The 21,277-nt window shown below is 58.9% G+C and carries 20 protein-coding genes; 9 read left to right on the top strand and 11 right to left on the bottom strand.

The features are described from left to right. Nucleotides 1–124: 124 nt before the first annotated feature. From Enr8_RS24760 to Enr8_RS24740, 5 genes are all read right to left on the bottom strand, one after another. On the bottom strand, nucleotides 125–1,468 hold the full coding sequence (locus Enr8_RS24760; RefSeq protein ID WP_146437001.1) for a DUF1552 domain-containing protein: 1,344 nt from the start codon (nucleotides 1,466–1,468) through the stop codon (nucleotides 125–127). A 19-nt stretch (nucleotides 1,469–1,487) separates the two neighbouring features. Beyond that, on the bottom strand, nucleotides 1,488–3,773 hold the full coding sequence (locus Enr8_RS24755) for a DUF1592 domain-containing protein (protein WP_146437000.1): 2,286 nt from the start codon (nucleotides 3,771–3,773) through the stop codon (nucleotides 1,488–1,490). 255 nt (nucleotides 3,774–4,028) lie between these two features. Next, nucleotides 4,029–5,198, bottom strand: a complete 1,170-nt coding sequence (locus Enr8_RS24750; protein WP_146436998.1) for a DegT/DnrJ/EryC1/StrS family aminotransferase — start codon at nucleotides 5,196–5,198, stop codon at nucleotides 4,029–4,031. 130 nt (nucleotides 5,199–5,328) lie between these two features. Beyond that, complete coding sequence (locus Enr8_RS24745) at nucleotides 5,329–5,838, bottom strand: GNAT family N-acetyltransferase (protein WP_146436995.1); 510 nt, start codon at nucleotides 5,836–5,838, stop codon at nucleotides 5,329–5,331. A 33-nt stretch (nucleotides 5,839–5,871) separates the two neighbouring features. Continuing rightward, entirely contained in the window at nucleotides 5,872–6,648 is a 777-nt protein-coding gene (locus tag Enr8_RS24740; RefSeq protein ID WP_146436992.1) for an inositol monophosphatase family protein, read from the bottom strand. Nucleotides 6,649–6,978: 330 nt separating this feature from the next. Between Enr8_RS24740 and Enr8_RS24735 the strand changes: the two genes are divergently transcribed. After that, nucleotides 6,979–7,695, top strand: coding sequence for a hypothetical protein (locus Enr8_RS24735; protein WP_146436989.1), 717 nt, complete (start codon nucleotides 6,979–6,981; stop codon nucleotides 7,693–7,695). 101 nt (nucleotides 7,696–7,796) lie between these two features. Continuing rightward, a complete protein-coding gene (locus tag Enr8_RS24730; protein WP_146436987.1) occupies nucleotides 7,797–9,086 on the top strand; it encodes a glucuronate isomerase in 1,290 nt (429 codons plus the stop codon). 18 nt (nucleotides 9,087–9,104) lie between these two features. Here Enr8_RS24730 and Enr8_RS24725 read toward each other — a convergent pair whose 3' ends face one another. Beyond that, the gene (locus Enr8_RS24725) at nucleotides 9,105–10,097 is read right to left on the bottom strand and encodes a hypothetical protein (RefSeq protein ID WP_146436985.1); all 993 of its coding nucleotides are present in this window, start codon (nucleotides 10,095–10,097) and stop codon (nucleotides 9,105–9,107) included. 803 nt (nucleotides 10,098–10,900) lie between these two features. Between Enr8_RS24725 and Enr8_RS24720 the strand changes: the two genes are divergently transcribed. Together Enr8_RS24720 and Enr8_RS24715 are read left to right on the top strand one after the other, a co-directional pair. After that, entirely contained in the window at nucleotides 10,901–11,422 is a 522-nt protein-coding gene (locus Enr8_RS24720; RefSeq protein WP_246120252.1) for an RNA polymerase sigma factor, read from the top strand. A gap of 61 nt (nucleotides 11,423–11,483) precedes the next feature. Then, entirely contained in the window at nucleotides 11,484–12,338 is an 855-nt protein-coding gene (locus Enr8_RS24715) for an anti-sigma factor family protein (RefSeq protein WP_146436980.1), read from the top strand. Here Enr8_RS24715 and Enr8_RS24710 read toward each other — a convergent pair. Then, a complete protein-coding gene (locus tag Enr8_RS24710; RefSeq protein WP_146436976.1) occupies nucleotides 12,324–13,145 on the bottom strand; it encodes a gluzincin family metallopeptidase in 822 nt (273 codons plus the stop codon). The genes Enr8_RS24715 and Enr8_RS24710 overlap by 15 nt on opposite strands. Before the next feature lie 451 nt (nucleotides 13,146–13,596). Between Enr8_RS24710 and Enr8_RS24705 the strand changes: the two genes are divergently transcribed. From Enr8_RS24705 to Enr8_RS24695, 3 genes are all read left to right on the top strand, one after another. Then, entirely contained in the window at nucleotides 13,597–13,989 is a 393-nt protein-coding gene (locus Enr8_RS24705) for a hypothetical protein (protein WP_146436973.1), read from the top strand. Nucleotides 13,990–14,440: 451 nt separating this feature from the next. Beyond that, on the top strand, nucleotides 14,441–14,734 hold the full coding sequence (locus tag Enr8_RS24700; protein ID WP_146436971.1) for a hypothetical protein: 294 nt from the start codon (nucleotides 14,441–14,443) through the stop codon (nucleotides 14,732–14,734). Nucleotides 14,735–14,968: 234 nt separating this feature from the next. Next, a complete protein-coding gene (locus Enr8_RS24695) occupies nucleotides 14,969–15,541 on the top strand; it encodes an RNA polymerase sigma factor (RefSeq protein WP_146436969.1) in 573 nt (190 codons plus the stop codon). Nucleotides 15,542–15,603: 62 nt separating this feature from the next. On the opposite strand, the gene Enr8_RS25655 is transcribed toward Enr8_RS24695, so the two are convergent. The 3 genes from Enr8_RS25655 to Enr8_RS24685 form a co-directional block, all read right to left on the bottom strand. Beyond that, nucleotides 15,604–15,744 carry a hypothetical protein gene (locus tag Enr8_RS25655; RefSeq protein WP_186767874.1) on the bottom strand — a complete coding sequence of 47 codons (141 nt, stop codon included), beginning with the start codon at nucleotides 15,742–15,744 and terminating at the stop codon, nucleotides 15,604–15,606. 12 nt (nucleotides 15,745–15,756) lie between these two features. Then, nucleotides 15,757–16,254: a hypothetical protein gene (locus tag Enr8_RS24690; RefSeq protein WP_146436966.1), complete on the bottom strand. Its 498-nt coding sequence runs from the start codon at nucleotides 16,252–16,254 to the stop codon at nucleotides 15,757–15,759. A gap of 190 nt (nucleotides 16,255–16,444) precedes the next feature. Beyond that, nucleotides 16,445–17,455 carry a DUF1559 domain-containing protein gene (locus Enr8_RS24685; RefSeq protein ID WP_146436964.1) on the bottom strand — a complete coding sequence of 337 codons (1,011 nt, stop codon included), beginning with the start codon at nucleotides 17,453–17,455 and terminating at the stop codon, nucleotides 16,445–16,447. A 251-nt stretch (nucleotides 17,456–17,706) separates the two neighbouring features. On the opposite strand from Enr8_RS24685, the gene Enr8_RS24680 reads away from it, so the two are divergent. Together Enr8_RS24680 and Enr8_RS24675 are read left to right on the top strand one after the other, a co-directional pair. After that, a complete protein-coding gene (locus Enr8_RS24680; RefSeq protein ID WP_186767873.1) occupies nucleotides 17,707–19,086 on the top strand; it encodes a sensor histidine kinase in 1,380 nt (459 codons plus the stop codon). A 3-nt stretch (nucleotides 19,087–19,089) separates the two neighbouring features. Continuing rightward, the gene (locus Enr8_RS24675; RefSeq protein ID WP_146436959.1) at nucleotides 19,090–20,475 is read left to right on the top strand and encodes a sigma-54-dependent transcriptional regulator; all 1,386 of its coding nucleotides are present in this window, start codon (nucleotides 19,090–19,092) and stop codon (nucleotides 20,473–20,475) included. A 182-nt stretch (nucleotides 20,476–20,657) separates the two neighbouring features. On the opposite strand, the gene Enr8_RS24670 is transcribed toward Enr8_RS24675, so the two are convergent. After that, on the bottom strand, nucleotides 20,658–21,230 hold the full coding sequence (locus Enr8_RS24670) for an HYExAFE family protein (protein WP_146436956.1): 573 nt from the start codon (nucleotides 21,228–21,230) through the stop codon (nucleotides 20,658–20,660). Between the last annotated feature and the right edge of the window lie 47 nt (nucleotides 21,231–21,277).

Here is a 21,277-nt window from a genome sequence, read left to right as displayed (position 1 = left end):
TGGGGAGAAAAGGTAACGTCACCTTCTATCATATCGCCCTGACGGAGAAGGCAAATGCGCAAAAAACCGGGCGCGTCTGGCGACGCGCCCGGTTGTGACGATTTTGCGGATGATGCGCTCAGGATTAGCCGAGATTGGTGATCTTGCCGTTGGAGTCGCCAAAGCGATCGGCTTTCGCCCCGACGATGTTCAGCATCGACACATAGAGATTGGTCAACGGCGTGTTGTCGGGATAGATCAGGTGACGGTTCGGCGTGATCGCCCCACCGCCGCGGCCCGCCATGATGATCGGCAGGTCGTCATGGTTGTGGCGGTTACCGTCGCTGATGCCGCTGCCGTACATGACCATGCAGTTGTCGAGCAACGTTCCATCTCCTTCGCGGACCTTCTGCAGCTCCTTGACGAAGTAGGCGTATTGCTCGACATGGAAGGCGTCGATCTTGGCGATTTTTTCGAGGTTCTTTTTGCTCCCCTTATGGTGGGAAAGGGAGTGGTGCCCTTCTCGCACGCCGATGTCGCCGTAGGTCCGGTTGCTGCCGGCGTTGGTGAACATGAACGTGCTGACGCGGGTCGTGTCGGTCTGGAACGCCAAAACCATCATGTCCATCATCAACCGGGCATGCTCACCAAAATCGGCCGGCACGCCATCGGGTCGGGGATAATCCGGCACATCGACTTCGACGCCGTCGAGCTTGATCGACTGCTGGACGCGACGTTCGATCTCCCGCACCGCGAACAGATACTCGTCCAGCTTGCGTTGATCGGATTTGCCCAACTTCTGGTTCAGGCGCTTGGCGTCATCCATCACGAAGTCGAGGATGCTTTTCTTCCGCTTGTGACGCAGAGCGCGGCTTTCGGCCGACTCCTTGGCGTTCTCGTTGCCAAACAAGCGATCGAAGGCGGCTTGCGGGTTGATTTCTTTGCCGACGTGCGAGGTCGAGTTGCGCCACGACATGTTCGACGAGTAGGCGCAGCTATAGCCCGAGTCGCAGCGGCCCGATTGAGCGCTGGGCGAACAGCCCAGTTCCAGCGACGGGAACCGGGTCTGGAAGCCGATCTGAGCTGCGGCGTATTGATCGACCGAAATAGCGTTGCTGATGTCGGCGCCGTCGGTCTTCTTTGGGTGCGAACCGGTCAGATAGGCGGCGACGCTGCGAGCATGGTCGCCACCACCGTCACCCAACGCGAACGCGCCGCGCAAAGTCAGCCCACTGAGGGCGGTCACTTCCGACTTGACGTCTTTCAGCGCCGACAAGGTCGGCGACAACTGCCAATCGGCGCCTTCTCCTTGGGGACGCCACTTCTCGACATTCACGCCGTTGGGAACGTAGAGAAAAGCCATGCGCACTGGCGGTTTGCCGGTCGCGGCGGCCGCATTGGCGACCGGAGCCATTTGGTCGAGCCACGGCAGCGCCATGGCGGCGCCAAAACCGCGAAGCAACATTCGTCGTGAGATTGCAGTGCTCATGTCGGATTCCCTCTCCGTTCTAATTGGTACGGCGCTTCTGGAAAGGATCGCTGTGGACGATCGCTTTCACCAGCGCGGAGAAACGGTAATCGTTACGTTCCAGCTCATCTTGAATCGCGTCGATGGCGCACATGTCGAAAAACTCGACGCCGCGGCCCAACGCATAAGTCAACATCTTTTCGGAAAACGCCCGGACGAACTCGTCGCGGTGCTCATTCAGGATCACTTGTCGCAGTCCCGAGGCGCCTTCAAATTTTATCCCGCCGGGCAACTCGCCCGAAGCGTCGATCTTCGATCCCTCGTCTTTGGTACGGAAGGCGCCAACGGCATCGAAGTTTTCCAGGGCAAAGCCGATCGGGTCCATCCGAGCATGGCACGAGGCGCAGCTGGGATTCGCCATGTGCTGCGCCATTTGCTCGCGTAGCGTCCCGGTCAGCTCTTTCTGGGCTTCCAGCGTCGGCACATCGGCCGGCGGATCTGGCGGAGGCGTTCCCAGCACGTTCTCCAGGATCCATTTCCCCCGTTTCACCGGCGAGGTCCGGGTCGGATTGGAGGTTACGGTCAGGATGCTGGCCTGGGTCAAAATCCCACCGCGTCCCTTCTCCTTCAGAGACACTTTGCGGAACTCCTCTCCTTTGACGTCCTTCACGCCATAATGCTTGGCGAGCGATTCGTTCAAATAGGTGTAGTCGGCCCCAACCAGATCGAGCACGCTGCGGTCTTCTTTGACGATCGACTCGAAAAAGAGTTCGGTCTCCTGCCGCATCGCCTTCGCCAGGGCGGGCGTAAACCCGCGGAACTTGCGACGATCGGGTTTGACGTCTTCCAGGTTACGCAACTGCAGCCATTGTCCGGCGAAGTTTTCGACCAAGGCCGAGTTCTTCGGCGACTTCAGCATGCGGTCGATCTGCTGATCGAGCTGCGATCGCAGCTTCCCTTCGTATGCGAGCGTCAGCAGCTCGTGATCGGGAGCGCTGCTCCAGAGGAAGTAAGAAAGTCGCGACGCCAGTTCGTACTCGGTCAACTGGCGGACCGGCGATTTCGACTCGTCCATCTCGACGCGGAACAGGAAGTTCGGCGAGCAAAGAATGGCGACCACGCCATCGCGCACCGAAGCTTCAAAGTTCTCGCCATCGGCTTGGGCCGACGCGACCAGCGTGTAGAGCCGATTCACTTCGTCAGCCGTCGCCGGACGACGAAAGGCCCGCGATGCAAACCGGGTCAAAATCCGCCGGGCCGCGACCTCGGCGGTGATGCCGTCTTGGCCGGGGTAGGCGATGAAAATCTTACGGTGCGACTCCGGATAGCTTTCGGGCGTGATCTTAGGCGGCCCCACCAACTTGACGCTGGTGACAATCAAGTTGCGATCGCGTTTGTTGCGGTTGGGATTGTTGGGATCGTAGTGATCGTTGGTAAACGAGATCTCGAGGTGGTGCTTTCCCTTGGAAAAACGCTTCGTAATCTCGTAGTTCTGTTCTTTGCCTTTCAGCGCTTCGACCGCAAAGTCTTTGTCTTGGTCGTCTAGCTTGACGTGCATGTTGGGCAACTGGTCCCCGGCACGCGTTCCGTAAGCGCGAATCGATAGCTTGTACTCGCCTGGGGAGTCGATCTCGAAATCGGTCTTGGCGATATTGTGCGAGGGAAAGCTGATTCGGTCGTCACTCTTGGAGCCGTCCTTCAGCTTGAAGTTCTTCAGACGTTCGCTTCGGATCAAGCTCGACGGGTCGAGCACAATCGCCTTGCCCGCGATCGTCACCGCCGCATCGTAATACTTCTCCAACAGTAGCGGCGACAGCGAAAGGACGTCGCCGATATTGTCGAACCCATAACCAACGTCGTCGGCCGGAAATTCTTCGCTCGCTTTGAACTCGACGCCGACCAAGTCGCGAATCGTGTTTTGATACTCGACGCGGTTCAAGCGACGAATCGTCTCACGGCCAGGATCAACCGGCCCATCACACGAATAGTCGGAGAGCGCACCCCGGATCCACTTGAGGGCCTGCTTCAGCTCCTCCTCGGAAGGTTGCGCTTCGTCGCTGGGGGGCATCGCACCGACGGTCATCTGGCTGAGCGCCTTCTGCCAGGTCTTACGACCGCTGGTCATCACCTCTTCCGCCTTGCCGAACGAGGCGAAATCGATGCCTGACTCGGCGAACTCGCCGGCGTGACAGTCGTTGCAGTACTTGGTGAGAAACGGCTTAACCTGCTTGTCGAACATCGCCTGATGTTGCGCAGGATCGGCCCACAGCGACGTACAAGTCGCTAGCAATAGCGCAGTCGACAAAAGGAGCGCAGGGAATCGCAAGGATGCAGTCCGTGAAAGGAGGGAACTAGGCGTGGAGTTGGGAGGAGCCGAAAGGTAGGTAGGAAATGGCTAAACCCAATGATGGATTATACAAATCGGCGCATTAAGCGTCCATCAAATACGCCGAATTGCCCATCATTTCCGATTCCCACGCAATAGGCTGCAAAAATGCGCAGGTTCGGGGCAACTTTGCGGAAAGTCGCCTCCTCAAGCGGGGGGGGCGACTTCGATCCGATCGATTCGGGGCGGGATTTGCTAAGCGACCGCTTTCTTGTTGACCGCTTCGTAGTACTGCTCGATCGATTCAACAACCACGCGCTGCTCGGCGTCGGTCAATTCGGGGAAGATCGGCAGGCTCAAGACTTCCTTGGCCGCCTTTTCCGTTTCGATCAGCGAGCCATGGTCCGCCAAGTTGGCGAAGCAGACCTGCTGGTGCAGCGGTACCGGATAGTAGATTTCGCTGCCAATCTTGTGGTCGGCCAGATGTTTTCGCAGGTGGTCACGACTTCCTTGCGGAACGCGGACGGTGAACTGGTTCCAGGCATGTTTGTGATCGGCCGATTCGGCTGGCAAGATGATGCACTCATCCATCCCGGCAGCGCGGAACAGTTCGTTGTAGCGAGCCGCATTCTCGCGACGCATTTCGGTCCACTCGGCCAGCTTGTTCATTTTGACCAACAGCGTGGCGGCCTGGAACGTATCCAAGCGGCTGTTAATGCCGACCACCGAATGGTAGTAGCGCGGCTCCATTCCGTGACCGCGGTAAAGTCGCAGCCTATTGGCCAGCTCTTCGTCGTTGGTGGTCAGCATGCCGCCGTCCCCCATACCGCCCAAGTTCTTGGTCGGATAGAAGCTATAGCAGCCAACGTCGCCAATCGCACCGACCGGCTCTCCGTCGTACTCGGCCAAGACCGCCTGGCAGGCGTCTTCAATCACCCACAAGTCATGGGCGGCGGCGATCGCGTTGATTGCCGTCATGTCGGCCGCCTGTCCAAACAGGTGAACCGGAATGATCGCTTTGGTGTTCGGGGTAATCGCAGCGGCGATCGCTTCGGGCGAAATATTGAACGTGACCGGGTCAATGTCGGCGAAGACCGGCTTTGCGCCCAAACGCCAGACGGCGCTGGCGGTGGCGAAGAAGGTAAAGCTGGGGACGATTACTTCGTCGCCGGGACCGATTTCGTAGGCCATCAGCGCGAGCAGCAAAGCGTCGCTTCCCGAGGCGCAGCTGATGCCGTATTTAGCATGCGACGCTTCGGCCATTTGCTTTTCCAGTTCGAAGACTTCCGGGCCGAAGACAAACCGCCCCGAATCGAGGACGTTTTCCAGCGCCGCAACAAATTCGGTACGCAAAGGGGCGTTGCCGCGGGCGACATCCAACAACGGAACCGAGGCGGGACGGCCCGCCGACTCTTGAGCGCTCATCCTTGATTCTCCGTGCTTCCTTGCTTAGGCCGCGCGTTCGTCCAGTGAACGGTTCGGCCGCTTGCAAAAAGCTAGATGGAACCGGAGGAAAGGTCAAGATCAAGCGGAACGGCTCGCTAGCAAACGCCGATCAAACCGCCGACGCGAACTCAGGCCGGTACTTGGCGATTCCGCCATCGCCGATCGCCTCTTCGTCGAAGGCGATCAGCATAAACGCCTCGGCCGGCACGCCGCCAAACTCCGACTGGACGTTCCACTGCGCCGCCGGCTGGAAGCCAAATTTCGGGTAATACTGAGGATCGCCAAGCACGATCACGAACGCCCCGCCCTGCTGTCGCAGTTCTTCCAGCCCTTGGCGGACCAGCGTAGCGCCAATCCCGCGGCCTTGCGACTTGGGAGCGACCGAGACCGGCGCCAGTCCCCAACCCTGGACAACATGGGCGTCACGCTCGATCGTCGCCGGCGTAAACAAGATCTGACCGACGATGTTGCCGTCAACTTCGGCAACGAGCGAAATCTGCTCGCATTTGGAGTCTCGAATTTGGTCGACGATCTCGTTTTCGATCGCGGTCGGAAAAGCGGCGAGCAACAGTTGGCGGATCGCCGGAACGTCTTCCGGCTGTTCTTGGCGGATGATCATGATGAGCAGACTCCAAGCGGCATGAGAGGGAGATCAGGCGCCGATGGAAGCCTGCAGTTGGTCATGCAGTTGCTCGGTCGAAGCGGCGACCACCTTAGGGCGATTCCAATCGAACGGCTCTCCACCAGGCCCGCGAATGACGCCGCCTGCTTCCTGGACCAACAACACGCCAGCGGCGACATCCCAAATTTTAACGCTCGACGCCCAATAAGCATCCAAAGTCCCCGCGGCGACATACGCCAGATTGAGCGCCGCCGACCCCAAACGCCGCATCGCCTGACAGCGCACTAGCACCTCGATAAACTGTTCGATCTCGGGCGAATCGCGCTGGATGCCAGCGGCGAAACTAGCCGCCACCAACGCAGCCTCTAGATCGGTAACGTCGCTGACCTGCAATTTCTCGCCGTTAAGGGTCGCCCCTTGGCCCCGCTCCGCCGCAAAGCATTGATCATGCACCGGATCGTAGACGACGCCGACGATCACTTCGCCGCGATGCTGCAATGCCAAGGAGACCGAATAGTTCGCTAGCCCATGAACGTAATTGGTCGTGCCGTCGAGCGGGTCGGCAATCCACCGATACTCATACTGGCTAGAGACGGCGTTGGCGGGATCTTCCTCTTCTCCCAAGAATCCGTGTTCCGGAAATTCTCCCAGCACGATCTCCTGGATCTTCTTTTGCGACTCGACGTCGGCCTCGGTTACCAAGTCGGCTCGCCCTTTCTCTCGGACGCGAAATTTCCCCTGCCACTCAAGTAAAACGGCGCCAGCAGCGCGGGCCGCCTTCTCGCAAGTCGTTAGGTAGTCAGACATTTGGCTCTCTCACCATCGGGCCATCTTGATCGCCTCTGTAGTTTCCGTCACGACCAATGATAAGAAATCCGGTCGACAGTAGAACTACCGAGACAAAACGCTCGCTCGGATCCCAAACTTTCGCCCAAGTTTTTGGGAACCAAATGGTGGACAATGTCGAACACTCTGGTATCATGACGAGTGGAAGAGGGCCAACTACGGCATCATACCAATCATAACGCCGTGCCTACGGGTGCAAGTCTTCGGCCTCTTCTCTGTTCCGGCCCCGTCGCTCACCTTGGTGAGAGACGGGGTTTTTTTGTTCCCTGGTCGTAGCCGCTCACTTCGCTCATGCCACGCTTGCCGAAATTCGAGATCACGGGCAAAGTGCCCCCCCCACCGAAAAACCTTCCCGTCAAGAAATGGGAAAGCCACGGCCCGCAGAAGTTTGAGTGCAGCTTTCCTAATACTAGCCTTACGACTTGGCACGACGATCCGCTGAAGGTCCGCCTCTTTAAGATCCCGACGGGAGGCTATCAAACGATCCATGTCGACTTCGGAGCCCCGCTTCACTCCGAAGTCTATATTCGCGAGCACGACCTTGTCTTTACCGGGGAAGAACGCGAAAACGTCCCGGTTCGAAGCCAGGCCTACGTTCGCGCTATTCCCGATCAGGATGCCAGCGACCTGATCCTGTCGCGGCAAACGTCGCTACTCGATTTCGCAGCGCCAGTCTCGGTCGAAATCGGCGCCAGCGGCGCCTACCGCCTGGTCGATGGTCAGTTAGTCACGGCCCAGTCCGATTCGGCCCCAGTCGAAGAGGTCGCTTTGGCGGCGCCGATCAATGACGATCTGGCGATCTGCTTGCTGGTCTTCCCAGGCGACGCCGATGCGATTGTCATCGAACCGCAGCGGCTGAGCGTCCGTTCGTTCGTCAAACCGCTCGAGAAGGGCGTCATCCGCCAGGTGCGCGTCCGCGCCCTGCTTGCCGAACGCGCGGGTCTGGCCGAGTTTCTCGCCCAGACGTACGCCACGTTTCGCCAGTCGGAACTGCCGCTAACGACCTAGTTGGCGCCCCCAGCCCTCGTGTTCTTGGGGGATGAAATGCGCGCCTCATTCAGTTACTCTGAGATCTTTGCCACATCCTACCTCACTTAGCCGGTCCCCCCATGTCGATCGAGTTGCGGAAACAGCTTTTCGAACAACTAGACCAAATCGTTCTGGTTGACCCCCATTCGCACATCAATCCGCTCAGCGCCGCGTCGACGACGCTGGCCGACATCCTGGGGTACCACTACTACACCGAGCTATCGCACTCGGCCGGCATGCCGAAAGATCAGATCGAAGAGCCCGGTCTCGATCCCAAAGAAAAGGTCCGCCGCCTGGTCGAAAACTTCGGCCCGATCGAAAACACGATCCAGTACAGCTGGTTTATCGAGTTCGCCCAGAAGATGTTCGGCTTCGCCGACGAGCGGCTGACGACCGACAATTGGGAAGCGCTCTACGATTCGGCCGCCGAGCGAATGGCCAAAGACGACTGGGAAGAAACGGTCCTGCGCGAGAGCAAGCTGGAAGGGATCTTTCTGACCAACGACTTCGACGACACGCTCGAAGGTTTCGATACCGGCCGCTACATTCCTTGCTTGCGAACCGATGATCTCGTCTTTCACTTGGCGAAGCTGACCGTCGTTGAACGCCTGGAGAATGCGACCGGCATTTCGATCAGCGGCCGCGAGGCGCTCGAGAGCGCACTCGACAAGTTGTTCGAGCATTTCGTCAGCAAAGGCGCCAAGGCATGTGCGATTTCGCTGCCGCCTGATTTCGCGCCCCACTACGTCAGCGATAACCGCGCTGACATTGCGATCAAAAACATCTTAGGGAAAGGGGACGACGCCGCCCCGAACGATCGGCACGCCGCATCGAACTTCGTCTTCTGGTCGCTGGCCGAACGTTGCCGTCAACACAAGTTGCCGTTCGACCTGATGATTGGCGTCAACCGCGGCGTCTATGAAACCGGCGTCTACCAAGGACAAGACCTGTACGACAGCCGCGTCTCACTGATCCAATACCGTCAACTCTTCAACGCTTTCCGCGACGTTACCTTTCCGGTTTCGGTCTTGGCCAGCGTCACCAATCAAGAGCTGGTCAGCTACAGCTGGATCTTCCCGAATGTCGTCGCCAACGGGCATTGGTGGTATTCCAACACGCCGGCCTATATCGAAAGCGACCTGGCCGCGCGGCTCGAAGCGATCCCGCAAACCAAGGTGATCGGCTACTACACCGACATGTACAAGCTGGAATTCGGCATGCCGAAGTTCGCGATGTTCAAGCGGATCCTGGCCAAGGTGTTGGCCGAGCGATTCGTGATCGACCGCGGCTGGAGCGAAGACCGGGCTTTAGAACTAGGCAAGACGGTCCTCCGCGGCAACGTCGAATCGATCTTTGGACTGGGCAAGTAGCTCGCCACAGATCCGAACTCACCGTCGCTGCACCTGTGCGCCCGGTCGCGCGGATTCGTACTCATCCGCATTGGCGAAAGTAGTCACCGCTTTCCCTTCGGGGCCCCACAGCCACAAGCGTCCCGCTTCGCCATCTTTGCGATATTCGACGACGACGGCATTGGGAAGGAACGCGAATCCGAGTTCCTTATCGAGATGCTCGGCGTTGACGACGGCGCTGGTGATGGTCCACTCGACAAACAGGCCTGCGTCGTCGGAACTGGTCGCCATCTCGCCATGGTTGCCAAAGCGCACTTGCTGCGGATACCACAGACCTTCGGCAAGTTCTTGCCACTTTAGCACCTTGAAGGTCGCGAGCATTGTCGCTGGTTTGCCGGTCTCGACGTTCGTGCCGGCGCCGGTGACGACAATCCGCAGCGATTCGATCATGTAGCCCTTGTCGCGACGCAACGTTACCAACAGGCAACTGCCGGCATGTTTTCCGGCGATGCGAGTCGGCAGGTCGGCCCGAATCTGAATGGCGACACCGTCATCTTTCATCAATTTGCAGTCCCACTGCTGCACCAGTTCGCTCAAGGTCAGCGATTGGGAGACGACCATCACCGGGATTTTTTCGAGCGTCTGCGGAACCATCTCCTCCATCAGTCCCGGTTTCGCGGGCGAGATCTCGGCGCGATACGACTTCTGATCGTACGGAAGCAAGGACTCTAGTTCGACGTCAAACGCCAAGTCGTACGATTGCTCGCGCATCAGACCATTGGCCAGATAACGATCGACGACCCGCTGTTGCCCAGGCGCCGGATTGATCCGCAGTCGCTTTTGCCGGCTGGTTCGCGAGTAGGCGTAAAAATTCTCCTGCGGCTTGGCCATCGGCCGCGACGTTCCGTTCTTTTCACGTAGCTCCGACTGCACGCGATACTGCAGCTGCAAGTTTTCGATCTGGCTGAGGCTGCGCTCATTCGCAGCGGCGATTTCAGCCAGCGATTCAGCGGCTGTTAGCGGCGGGGACATAGCCCCTAGAAGCGCCAAGGCGAACGTACAGATCGAAAACGCGAAACGTATGCGAGTGAACATCCTATTCATTTCCATTCCGCCCTCATCGCGGCTGGATCGCGAGTCATGGCGAAATTTCTAAGGTGGGTAGCGCTGGGGCATAGCGCCATCAATGGGGTTGGGGTCGCCGCGGCGCGGAGTCCCTACTTAAACGAACCCCGGCGACGCCACCTTGTAACGATTCCAGAAGCGGCGCCCAAGATCAGTTTGATTACGAACGAAAGTCCCCCAGTTTCCCAACGTGTCTTTTCGTGGCGCTGACAGCTCGCTCAAACAAGTCTGGCAAGGTAGGCAAGTTGCCTCGATTCAGCAAGGGGCCATAAGGAAACTTGTCCACCACTATACCCAAGGTTCACGCCTATAATGGGAAGAAAGTGATTGCCGCAACGAACACGGCGTTGCAACATTTTTCCGATTGAGATGCCTCGATGCCATGCGGTCTTCCGCAATGATTGCCCTAGTTGCCTCCCGTATGCAATGATTTATTCCAGATCCTCCAATAAGGCATTTAGCGCCAAGACGATTTCGTACCTCATGCAGGCGGCTGTAGCTGGGGCACGAAAGGCGCGTTCACCTGCGTTGTTGCAGCGCCTATCACTCCGATTTTTCCATGACGGGTTCGGTTCTGTAGGGAGTGCCGATCTCGCTGCGACCCACCTAGCATGAATACGGCAAAAACTCCCAATCTCTCGCGAAGAAACTGCGAGCCCGCTGCATCGAAGATAGTGAATGAATCGACGACTCCGCCGGGAGTTGATCCTTTGGCCTCCATCATTTTGGCTTGCCGCCAAGGGAACATGGCGGCGCGTTGTCAGTTGTACGAAGCCTGCAGCGAGCATGTCTTTCGCGTGGCAGCCCGCATCGCCGGACCGCAGGATGCCGCCGACGTCGCGCAGCAGGTCTTCCTGCAAGCGTTCCGTTCGCTCGACAAGTTCGACGGCCGGTCCCGCTTCGAAACATGGCTCCACCGACTAGCCGTCAACGAGGCGCTGCAGCACTTGCGGCGCAATCGTCGACACAAGCACAGCGATCTCGACTGGGAGCCGGAAGCGACGGCCAGCGGCGGCGAACAATCGGAACAGAAAGAGGCGCTCGAACGTGCGTTGGCGAAGATCGACCCCGAGCTGAAATCGATCTTCCTGCTGCGTGAGCTGGAGGACTTTTCGTACCACGACATTGCCATGGCGCTCCATATTCCAGAAGGAACGGTAGGGTCCCGCTTGAATCGCGCTCGGCGAGAATTGAAGCGACAGTTGCAAGATTTGGGTTATTCTGACAAGTAAACGACGATCTTCCGCCGCAAATGGAGGGGATCGGTGCGATCGACACAAGAAGAAACGCGACATGGACTGCTCGGAAGCAAGAGAACGAATGTCGGACTTCTTCGACGGCGAAATGCCCGAAGAGGAGCAGCTGGCGATGGCCGACCATCTAGCCGACTGCGACGCCTGCGCACAAGAGCTGGCCTCGTTTGACGCTCTTTCACGTTTGACGGCGACGCTCGATCATCCTTCGCCGCCTGCCGGAATGTGGGACCAACTAGAATCGCACCTGGTCGACGCGAATGGCGTCTCGGCTGAGAGTTTGGCGGCGGCGCAGCCTTATCGCTGGACTACCGGCCCTTTTGCTCCGCTGGTAATGGCGCTTGCCGCCAGCGTTGTGTTCGCCATCGGCTGGGTCAGCTACCAGGCGAATCTCACCACGCTAGGCAACCTGGCGATCGGCGCCGTCTTTGACCAGTACTTCGATACGCTGCATCAAGACCCAATTGCCGCGCAGCAACTTTTACTGGCGAGCTACGACGGGCAGCCGGTCGACGCCGACAGCGCCGTCCATCTGGTTGGCTATCACCCCGCCATCACTGGCGGCCTGCCGGAAGGCTACGCCCATCACTCGTGCAGCGTGATCAAGCTGCCCCAAGGAGACGCCGTCCATTGCCAATACCTACGGCCTGACGGCAGCGCGCTGGCGCTGTTTGAACATACCGACGAACGGCCTGCTTGGTTTGGCGATCGCCCAGCGACCGAAGCGGTGCATGGCGATACCAAGGTGAAGGTAGTTGATCTCGATAAGCGGGTCGCGGGCACGTGGCGTCAGGGAGATCGACACATCACCGTGGTTGGCGCCCATGACGCCGACGAGATCGGCCAGTTAGCCGGCTGGTTCGATGAGCAAGGGGACGCACTAGCGGACCAGTGACACAAGCGCCTGCGGAGCTTGCGTGCCGTGACGTAAGGCATATGTTCGCCAACGCCGCTCAAGCTCTGCGACGCCGTCGATCTGATAGATTTCGCGAAGAGCGCGGTCATACCCCTTGTGGCCTGCCGTCTCGGCGAATTCGACCAACCGGATCGGCTCGTCCTGACTACCCAGGAAGTGGACCAGCGACAAGCTTTGCCCGTAGAAAGCTGGTACTTGTTTTGCCGAAGCGAATTCGTCGAGGTGGAGCAATTGTACGACCGGCAGGGCGTCGCCGCTGCGGAGCGCCGCATGACAATCACGTTGATGCAGCGTTCGCTTCTCAGTCGGATCAGCCATGGTCGCGATTCCCTCGTCGAGCCATCGCGGAGGACGTCCGTTGTCAAAACGGTCGGCGAGAACGACGTGCGTCAGTTCATGCGGCAATGCCGATGCCCCCCGCTCTTCGCTGTAGAGCAAGTCGATCCGGCGCAGGACGATCTCCCCCTCGACCGACTGAACCAAACTACTCCCCGAAGTTTGTGCGCCCCCACGACCTATTGCAGTCTGATAGCTCGCTTTAGACGCATGTACGATGACCTGACACCGCGGGCTCCAATCGTGACGATCATCGCCCCCTAACCAAACTTGCTGCAGATCGGACCGCAGCTGTTCGCAACGCGCCAGCAACTTCACGGCGCTGGGACCACCGCGAAAGGTACGAATTTGGAAGTTATCGGATTGGCGATCCCATCCATCCGCTTTGATGGTCGACGCCGCGACCAGCCCCAGCATCAGGAACAGAAATCCAAAGTAACACGTCCGCATTCGTCGAAATCCGCCGAAGAATCCTTGGCTTAGGAAAAATCTTTCGCCCCCAATCGTGACGCAAACGCACAAAAAAGGGGCGATGCATCTGTAAAGACAAATTGCATGCCTAAAGGCAAAAATCCGCATGCGGCTACACGCACACTTGTTTGCAAAGGTTGACTCCGTCGCTGGTTATGACTTTTGGGCCCTGGCGTCAGAGCTAACCCGGTCCAGGTAGCTTGCGGCGCCCCGAGGCAAGGGCGCCGCGGATCTGGGCAGCGGAGTTGAAGCTCCCTCGAAACGGGTGAGACGGCGTTCCAGAAAAAACTTTTAGGGTCGCCGTGAAGAAAGGAGGAGGTCGCCGCATCGAATCTGGCAATGGATCGATTGACCGCGCCATGTGACGCAGCCAACCGCAAGCGAATCGATCCGCGAGCCCAATTCAATGGAAAGTTTGAGGAGAAGTGCGATGAAGAAGATGTTCTTAATGGCCTTACTGGTCGCCCTGATCGCAGGCGTATCAACCACCACCGCGTTTGCCCAACGGGGCGCCGGGTCGAAGCTCAGTGGCGATTTCGGCCATGGTTTCTGGCATCACAATGCGGCCCCGAGCTACCAAGCGGCAGTCAATTTCCGAGCCACTCCCGCGGTCGTAAGCAATCGTAGTTTCTCGTACGAACCGACAGCCCCCGCCGCAACCAACGCCGACAAAGTGGCGCCGGCCCAAGAAGACGCGACGGTGACGCAGCGATTCTCGTACGAACCGGCCCAAGTCGTTCCGGCGACCTCCTATCGCTCGGTCGACCACCACAAACCGTCTTACATGTACCCCAAGACCGACTCGCGGCGGTGGCATCACTAGGCGACCTCCCCTCCGCGGCCGGTGAACTGGTTCGCCAGGCCGGGACGACGCACCGTCGCTTTCCTCCTTTGGACGAGGGCGAAGGTGCGTCGTTTTTTCAAATCTTGGCGGAGGTTCCCAGGCCATCGACCAGATTTTCGCCAAAAAAGTTCTATCCGCAACCTATTTAGCTACAACCACTTACAACGAACCGCGAGCCGCCACACCAACTTCTCAGGCGAAATTGGGAAAATATCTGCGTGGCCCGCGAACCAATCCGACGAAGTACCGTCTTACTGATGTGCCCACTCGATAGCATGTTGCGATCGAGTTGCAGACTTCGGTAAATATTTCACAAAGTTGCTGCGGTCACCGAGGCACGATATATTTCAATGTTCCCCGCCAAGGTAGGTTGGGGAAACGTCTACTACTTAACTCTCTCACTGCGCAAGCCGCGTAGGAGGAACTCACAATGCGTAACGACATTATCAACATCCGCGAAAACATTGTTGTCGCTGCAGTCGCCCGCGTCGCCGTGGTCGCCGTTGATGTCGCTCGCGAGGGTTACTCCACGTGTATGCGTCTCTATGGTCATGCCATGACACATATGACCAAGCCCTCCAAACAGGGCGGCGGTCTGAAACCGTCATGGCTCGGCGGCGAAAGTTGGCTACCAGGTTTACAAGAACCGGTCCAACTACAGCCGGCGTTTAGTTGGGGTTTCGTGCGATCGCAAGGATCGCCGGCCTGGATAGGCAGAAGCTAAGACGCTCACGCGTCGGACAATTCGTCTCGCTTCTCGTCTGCAAGGCTCGCCCCGACGGCGCCTGAGCTAGTCGCGCTCGGCTCGCGCTAACAGTCTCCAGTTTTGGTCTGTTTTCGCGCTCTCGCTGACGCCTCCTGCTCTTCGGCCGAATCGCGGTTGCACGCACCTTCGCCTGCCGCCGCCTCTGCGTCCTCAGCAGTCCCAATACATAGAACCATACGAGAGAGACTTACGATGACTAACTTCGCGCATCTTGATGAAAAAGAGCGGATGATCGCCCTGGTTACGGCTTCGCAGACTGGCGACCGTGAGGCTTTCGGCCAACTGGTCGAGCAGTTCCAGGGAGTCGTCTTCGCGATCGCCCTGAAGCGACTGCGTGACTACGCCGAGGCGCAGGAACTGTGCCAGGACGTCTTCATCCAGGCGATGCAGAAGATGGACCAGCTGCGTGAACCGGCGGCGTTCCCCGGTTGGCTCCGCTCGATCACCGTCCGCATGGCGATCAACCGCGCCGTGCGACGTCCTCCTGACATCGCGACCGAGCCGGAAACTTTGGCGGCGACTTGCGTTGATCGCCGGACTCCGCTCGATATGCTGATGGACGGCGAGCGGGCCGAGAACCTGCACGAGGGCCTGGCCCAACTGCGTGATCTCGACCGCGAAACGCTCCGTGCGTTCTACGTCGAAGGTCAGTCGCTGCGTGAGATGAGCGACGAGTTTGATGCTCCGATCGGTACCATCAAGCGTCGTCTGCACGTCGCGCGTAAGCGTCTGGCGAAGGAGATGGAAGAGCAGATCGCCGTCTAACGGCGACCGCACTTTCTAACGACGTTGGCAAAAAAGAAACCGGCTGAGAGGTGAAATGCCTTTCAGCCGGTCTTGTCTTGTTTGGGTGAATCCTCGAGAAACTTGCGACGAATTTCGGCAAGTATTACCTCTGCGGGAACTCCCACATCGCCGGCCTTCAAATCGTCGATGGCCTCTTGAATCGCCTGAAGTTCTTCGTCCATCGTCCACTCCAACTACGGCCGTGGTTTCGTACTAGCACTCGGTTCAACAGACTGCGGCTGACGATCGTACATCCCGTTGGGCGAAGTCGATTCTTCGTCCATTTCCTCGATCGGCTCCGGCTCCTCGGCCGGCGTCGTTGCCGTCGGTTCAATCTGGACCTGCGGCTCTGTCGTTGGTGGGGAAGCCGGCGAAACCATCCAAACGACGACCCCGATCACCAACAGCGTCGCAATCGTCACGCCGGCGATCAGCAAGATCAGCCACGGAAACCGCGACTCCGATTTTTCCACCGACAGCGCCATCGGCGGTTCATCCGCTTCGCCCGCCTCGGCGACGATCGGCTCTTCTTCGCCGGGCGGGGTAATCGAAACAAGTTGCGAAAGATCCTGGGCGATCGTGAACGACTCGCCGCAGCGGGGACAGGGAGAAGTCTTGCCCGCTAACTTGCGAGGGATCCCAAGCGATTTTCCGCAGTGCGGGCAGCGAAGCTTGGCTAGCTTGATACTCATGGTGAGCCCCGCGGAAAGAGGTTCGAACGTGGAAGCTCGCCGGAAAAAACGTCGCCCGGCTCACGATCGCGCAACTTCCATCGTAATTGCTGCCAGGGGTCAGGGTCAAAAACTACGGCGGCGCAAAAACAAAGCCTGGCGATTGATTTTCGTCAGGCTCGTTTAGAAATGATGCGTGTTTCCGACGCCGCTAGTTGCTGGGGATCACCTCGCCTCCGCTGCGGGTTGCCATGTACCGCCAAGTCGCCAGGTCGATCGTCTCGGGGACGCTTGATACCGAACCATCCAGGCGGACCACCTGAACGACGCCCGGATGCCAACTGCGTGAGGTAACCACGGCATAGGTCGGATCAGTCGTCTTCCCTTCCTGGTTCGAGTTGTAGTCGGCGTCGTAGTCCTTGGTCCCGTCGTTGAAATTGACGTGCGTATTCGGGGTCATCGTCGCCGTAAATCCGGTGTGATGAACGCGCCCGTCAGGCCATTCGGTATGGCCCGTTTCTGACTTGAATTCCCCGGAGGCGGCCGCCACCGCCGCTTCGGCGTCGGCGACGTTGGCCGGAATGGCCGTCGACGAAGGCTGAGTATTGCGGGTATATGGCATCCAGGCTTTGACCTCCGCCGCTAACAAGGTATTGCTAGTGCCATCGGTTGCCGATGCAAAGGTGAGATGGCTGTTCGGATAGAACATGCCGTCCCCTCCCCGCTTCGTGCTCGGGTCGTAGACGAACCAGGTTCCCATATTGAAGCCATAGGTCGTCGGGTACAGAACCGGGCGCCCGCTGCCGGGATCGCGCGAGCGGTCCGAACCAGGATCACTAGGGCAGGAGAAGACCGGCACTTTGATATTGCTGATAGCGGCCTGGTTGTCCCAAGCGACGTTCAGATCGACCAGGTCCTTCAGATTCGCTTGTTCCAGATAGTCCAAGATGCGGCCATGCACGCCCCACGAGCCGTTGTTCGAGCCGCCGAACGTCCCAGAAGCGGGGATGATAATGCTGGCCGGAAACCGTTTGAAGGTGCTCTCGTAGTTGTGAATCGCCAGTCCCAGCTGTTTCAGATTGTTGCTGCACTGCATGCGGCGAGCCGCCTCGCGGGCTTGCTGAACCGCCGGTAACAACAGGGCGATCAACACGCCGATAATGGCGATCACCACTAACAATTCAACCAGCGTAAAGCCGCCTCTCTTTTCCGCGCAATTCATCCTTCGCCTCTTCTGTCCAAGTTCCTAGGCACGGAGAAAGCGATCTCCGTCGCCTGTGCCTTTCAAGCTCAGCTTAGATTAAAATTCGTTAGGGCGATCGGCATCTATTCCCTTTATTACCAATAACTTAGAAAAATGAACGACTGTCGAAACCGCCGACATCGATGACGAAAAAACCGACACAAAATCGATCAGCCGCTTTCGATTACCATGAATTGATTCTCCACATCCACTTTCGCGTACCTATTGCTATGCGCTGGCCGCTCCGTATTCAATTGCTTCTTCCGTTCGCCGCTGTGTTGCTGGCGATCATGGTGGGGGTGACCTTGGTTACGGCGCAAATTTCGGTCGGTAGCGCCAAGTCGCGGATCGAATCGCGACTGCGTGACGTGGCCCAGGTGCTGCAATCCGCGACCTTCCCCTTGAGCGACGCCGTTCTGGAGCAAATGAAGGGGCTCTCCGGCGCCCAGTACGCCGTCACTCAAGATGGCCAATTGATCCGGTCTACGCTTGCCGGCCTCCAGTCGGAGCAACTCGCCCCATTGGCGGTGACCGATTCGATTGAACATCTGTCGCTGACCGAAGAGATGGCGATCGACGACCAAGAGTACTTTCACGCGGCGGTCGCGCTGCAGGGACGTTCTCTGAGGGGCCAGGTATTGCACATGTTCTATCCGGTCGACTCATACCGCAAAGCCTGGACGGCCGCCGCTGGACCACCCTTTTGGATCGGGATCGTCGGCTTCTTCGTGCTGGTATTGGTCGCGTTCGCCCTGGCCCGCACCGTGACGGCGCCAATCGCGCAGCTGCGAAATCAGGTCAATCGGATTGCTGCCGGCGACGCTTCGCCGATCCCGCCACGGAGCACCAATGATGAAGTTCGCGATCTGGTCGACGCCGTCAATCAACTTGCGGAACAACTGACCGCTTACGATGAAAAAATTCGGACGCTGGAGCGAACCCGCGTCTTGGGACAATTGGGCGCGGGATTTGCCCATCAGGTTCGCAACGCCGCGACCGGCTGCAAGCTGGCCCTCGACGTCCATGCGCTCCATTGTCCCCAAGCCGACGACGAGAGCATGGCGATCGCCAATCAGCAGTTGGCGCTGATTACGACGCACTTGCGGGCGATCGTCAATTTTGGCAAAGAGGAACGCCGCGATTTCCAGCCGCTCGACTTGCGTGATGTGGTCCTGGAGGCGTTGCCGCTGGTGCGTCCTTTGGCTCAGCATCATCATGTCGCCATCCATTTCGATGGCGAGGGCGAGTATCCGCTGAATGGCGAACCAACGCTGCTGCAAACCGTCATCGTCAATTTGTTGACCAACGCCGTCGAGGCGATCGCCGCCCAGCCGCGAACCGAAGCGTCCCTTCCTGGCGAAGTCCGCTTAGAATTGAAGCGACAGCCGACCGGCATCCATTTGACGGTCGTCGACAACGGGCCGGGATTGCCGCACGACCTGGAAGAATCCGCCTTTGATCCGCTGATCACCTCCAAGCGAGAAGGGGTCGGCCTTGGTTTGACGATTGTTCGCGAAGTCGCTCGCGTACATCATGGCGAAGCGACCTATCGCCGTGAGAACGGCGAAACGCGATTTGAAATTCACCTGACCGACAAGAGAAACGACTAACCGATGGCGGAAGTTCTTATCGTTGACGACGAGCCGAGCGTCTGCTGGGCCGTCAGTTCGTTAGCCGAAGCGAAGGGGCACTCAACCGAAGTCGCCGCTTCGGCCGAAGAAGCGCTGCAAAAGCTGGAAAGCTACCGCCCCGCCGCGATCATCCTCGATGTCCGCCTGCCGGGGATGTCCGGGCTCGAAGCGATCGACGCCATCCGTCAAGCGTCCGGCAACGCACCGGTCATTCTAATCACCGCCTTTGGCGACCTGGAGACCGCCGTCGCCGCGGTCAAGAGCGGCGCCTTTGAATACATCGTCAAACCGTTTGACGCCGCGACGATTACTGGCGCGATTGAGCGAGCGCTGGCGCCACGCGAATCGTCGCTAGGAGTGCCCCTAGGCGAAGCTCCGATCTCGCCCGACGGCATGGTTGGCAAGTCGCCATCGATTCAGGTTGTGTTCAAAAAAATCGCCCAAGCGGCCGCGGCCGACGCCTGCGTGTTGATCGAAGGGGAAAGTGGTTCCGGCAAGGAACTGGCGGCCCGGGCCATCCATCAACATAGCGCTCGCTCGAGCGGCCCCTTTGTCGCCGTGAACCTGGCCTCGCTCAGTCCGTCCCTGGTCGAAAGCGAACTTTTCGGCCATACACGCGGCGCCTTCACCGACGCGCACGACGCCAAGCCCGGCTATTTGCAACAGGCCAACGGCGGCACGCTGTTTCTGGATGAAGTCGCCGACATTCCAGCCGCCGCCCAGGTCAAACTGCTGCGGGCCTTGGAACATGGCGAGGTAACTCCGGTCGGCGGCGGACAACCGGTAGCGACTCGCTTTCGCGTTGTGTCGGCGACGCATCGCAACTTGCTAGGGCAAGTCGAGGCAGGCGAATTCCGCCACGATCTCTATTTCCGGCTCAGCGCGTTTCGCCTGCAACTTCCGCCGCTCCGCCAGCGGGTCGACGACATACCCGAGCTGGCGAGATACTTCCTATCGCAACTAGGGGGCAATGGCGCGGCGATCACGTCTGCGGCGCTCGAGGAGCTCAAACGTCGCCCGTGGTATGGTAACGTCCGTGAACTGCGGAACGCGCTAGAACATGCGCAAATCGTCAGCATGGGAGACGCGATTCGAGTCGAACATCTGCCGGCCGCGGCGCCCCCGCTCAACACGACTGGGCATGTTGATCTGGGCGAATTGATTCGCGCCTGGGCTCAGCAACAACTGGAAAATGGGGAAGCGATTGACGATTTGCATGCTCGCTTCTTGGCCCTGGTAGAACCGCCGCTGATCCGCGCCGCTCTCGAAAAGCACCAAGGGCAATTCGTCGCCGCCGCCAAGACGCTGGGGATGCATCGCACAACGGTCAAGAAGAAGGCGGACGAATACGGCCTTTCCAGCGACTAGAGCGGTTTTCCTCCATCTGTATCGTTGTGGCTGGTTGCTGCCGCGCTGGTCGGCGTTGACCTGCATCGACGAATCTTGAGGATTCGCCTGCTTCGGTCGCCTTGACCAGCTTGCCTCACCAACGCCAGAAACGCTACTGCTATCAGAAAAACGCTCTAGCCGGCTACCTTTACTCAATGGCGTTAAAACATGGGCGCCATCTCGGTCGCCCGGCGACGATCGAAATCGCCGCCGGACACCGCCTGAGTTTCGAGAAACAGCTTCAGCGGCTGGGCAAGTTGACGGAACGCGGTGGTCGGCATGGCGATGGTCCGCCACTTGGGCGAAATTCGCCGAGCCCACGCCGCGTACAAGTCGATTCGCACGCCGACAAAGGCGTAAACTTCTCCCCGAAAGGGAAACAAGAGGTTCTGCGGCAGCGGCGCCATATCGCCCGTGACGCAGTAGGCGAAGACGAACAGGCCCCGAAATTGCGGCCCGAACAGCAGTTCCCACTGGGCCATCGACTGCAGGTCGTCAATCGTCGCCCAGTTCTTCCAGTAGCGATTCTTGCGTCCTGATGGAAACTGGCGGCCCTTCACATCGACCAACCACGACATCTCGCTTCCCGAAGGAGAGACGATAAAGTCGACGTTTTTGATCGTCCCATCGGCAGCGATCGAGCGACGCGATTCATCGACCGCCACATAGGGGGCCTGCAGGTGACGGAGATAGGCTTCAAAAGCAGCTTCGTAGTGATTCGACCGAATTGTCATCGTTGGTTGTCTCCTCGGCGGCGAGCGTACGCTCACAGTTTGCCAAC

This window comes from Blastopirellula retiformator (assembly GCF_007859755.1).
Lineage (GTDB): Bacteria > Planctomycetota > Planctomycetia > Pirellulales > Pirellulaceae > Blastopirellula > Blastopirellula retiformator.
Note: the sequence above shows the minus strand (reverse complement) of the source record. Positions and strands in the feature narration are given on the sequence as shown.

What these genes read in the sequence shown, in the direction of transcription:
- Enr8_RS24730 (WP_146436987.1), top strand. Translation starts at nt 7,797, where the DNA reads ATGTCGATCGAGTTGCGGAAACAGCTTTTCGAACAACTAGACCAAATC.
- Enr8_RS24710 (WP_146436976.1), bottom strand. Translation starts at nt 13,145, where the DNA reads ATGCGGACGTGTTACTTTGGATTTCTGTTCCTGATGCTGGGGCTGGTC.
- Enr8_RS24695 (WP_146436969.1), top strand. Translation starts at nt 14,969, where the DNA reads ATGACTAACTTCGCGCATCTTGATGAAAAAGAGCGGATGATCGCCCTG.
- Enr8_RS24760 (WP_146437001.1), bottom strand. Translation starts at nt 1,468, where the DNA reads ATGAGCACTGCAATCTCACGACGAATGTTGCTTCGCGGTTTTGGCGCC.
- Enr8_RS24700 (WP_146436971.1), top strand. Translation starts at nt 14,441, where the DNA reads ATGCGTAACGACATTATCAACATCCGCGAAAACATTGTTGTCGCTGCA.
- Enr8_RS24690 (WP_146436966.1), bottom strand. Translation starts at nt 16,254, where the DNA reads ATGAGTATCAAGCTAGCCAAGCTTCGCTGCCCGCACTGCGGAAAATCG.
- Enr8_RS24705 (WP_146436973.1), top strand. Translation starts at nt 13,597, where the DNA reads ATGAAGAAGATGTTCTTAATGGCCTTACTGGTCGCCCTGATCGCAGGC.
- Enr8_RS24715 (WP_146436980.1), top strand. Translation starts at nt 11,484, where the DNA reads ATGGACTGCTCGGAAGCAAGAGAACGAATGTCGGACTTCTTCGACGGC.
- Enr8_RS24740 (WP_146436992.1), bottom strand. Translation starts at nt 6,648, where the DNA reads ATGTCTGACTACCTAACGACTTGCGAGAAGGCGGCCCGCGCTGCTGGC.
- Enr8_RS24685 (WP_146436964.1), bottom strand. Translation starts at nt 17,455, where the DNA reads ATGAATTGCGCGGAAAAGAGAGGCGGCTTTACGCTGGTTGAATTGTTA.
- Enr8_RS25655 (WP_186767874.1), bottom strand. Translation starts at nt 15,744, where the DNA reads ATGGACGAAGAACTTCAGGCGATTCAAGAGGCCATCGACGATTTGAAG.
- Enr8_RS24725 (WP_146436985.1), bottom strand. Translation starts at nt 10,097, where the DNA reads ATGTCCCCGCCGCTAACAGCCGCTGAATCGCTGGCTGAAATCGCCGCT.
- Enr8_RS24750 (WP_146436998.1), bottom strand. Translation starts at nt 5,198, where the DNA reads ATGAGCGCTCAAGAGTCGGCGGGCCGTCCCGCCTCGGTTCCGTTGTTG.
- Enr8_RS24680 (WP_186767873.1), top strand. Translation starts at nt 17,707, where the DNA reads ATGCGCTGGCCGCTCCGTATTCAATTGCTTCTTCCGTTCGCCGCTGTG.
- Enr8_RS24735 (WP_146436989.1), top strand. Translation starts at nt 6,979, where the DNA reads ATGCCACGCTTGCCGAAATTCGAGATCACGGGCAAAGTGCCCCCCCCA.
- Enr8_RS24745 (WP_146436995.1), bottom strand. Translation starts at nt 5,838, where the DNA reads ATGATCATCCGCCAAGAACAGCCGGAAGACGTTCCGGCGATCCGCCAA.
- Enr8_RS24670 (WP_146436956.1), bottom strand. Translation starts at nt 21,230, where the DNA reads ATGACAATTCGGTCGAATCACTACGAAGCTGCTTTTGAAGCCTATCTC.
- Enr8_RS24675 (WP_146436959.1), top strand. Translation starts at nt 19,090, where the DNA reads ATGGCGGAAGTTCTTATCGTTGACGACGAGCCGAGCGTCTGCTGGGCC.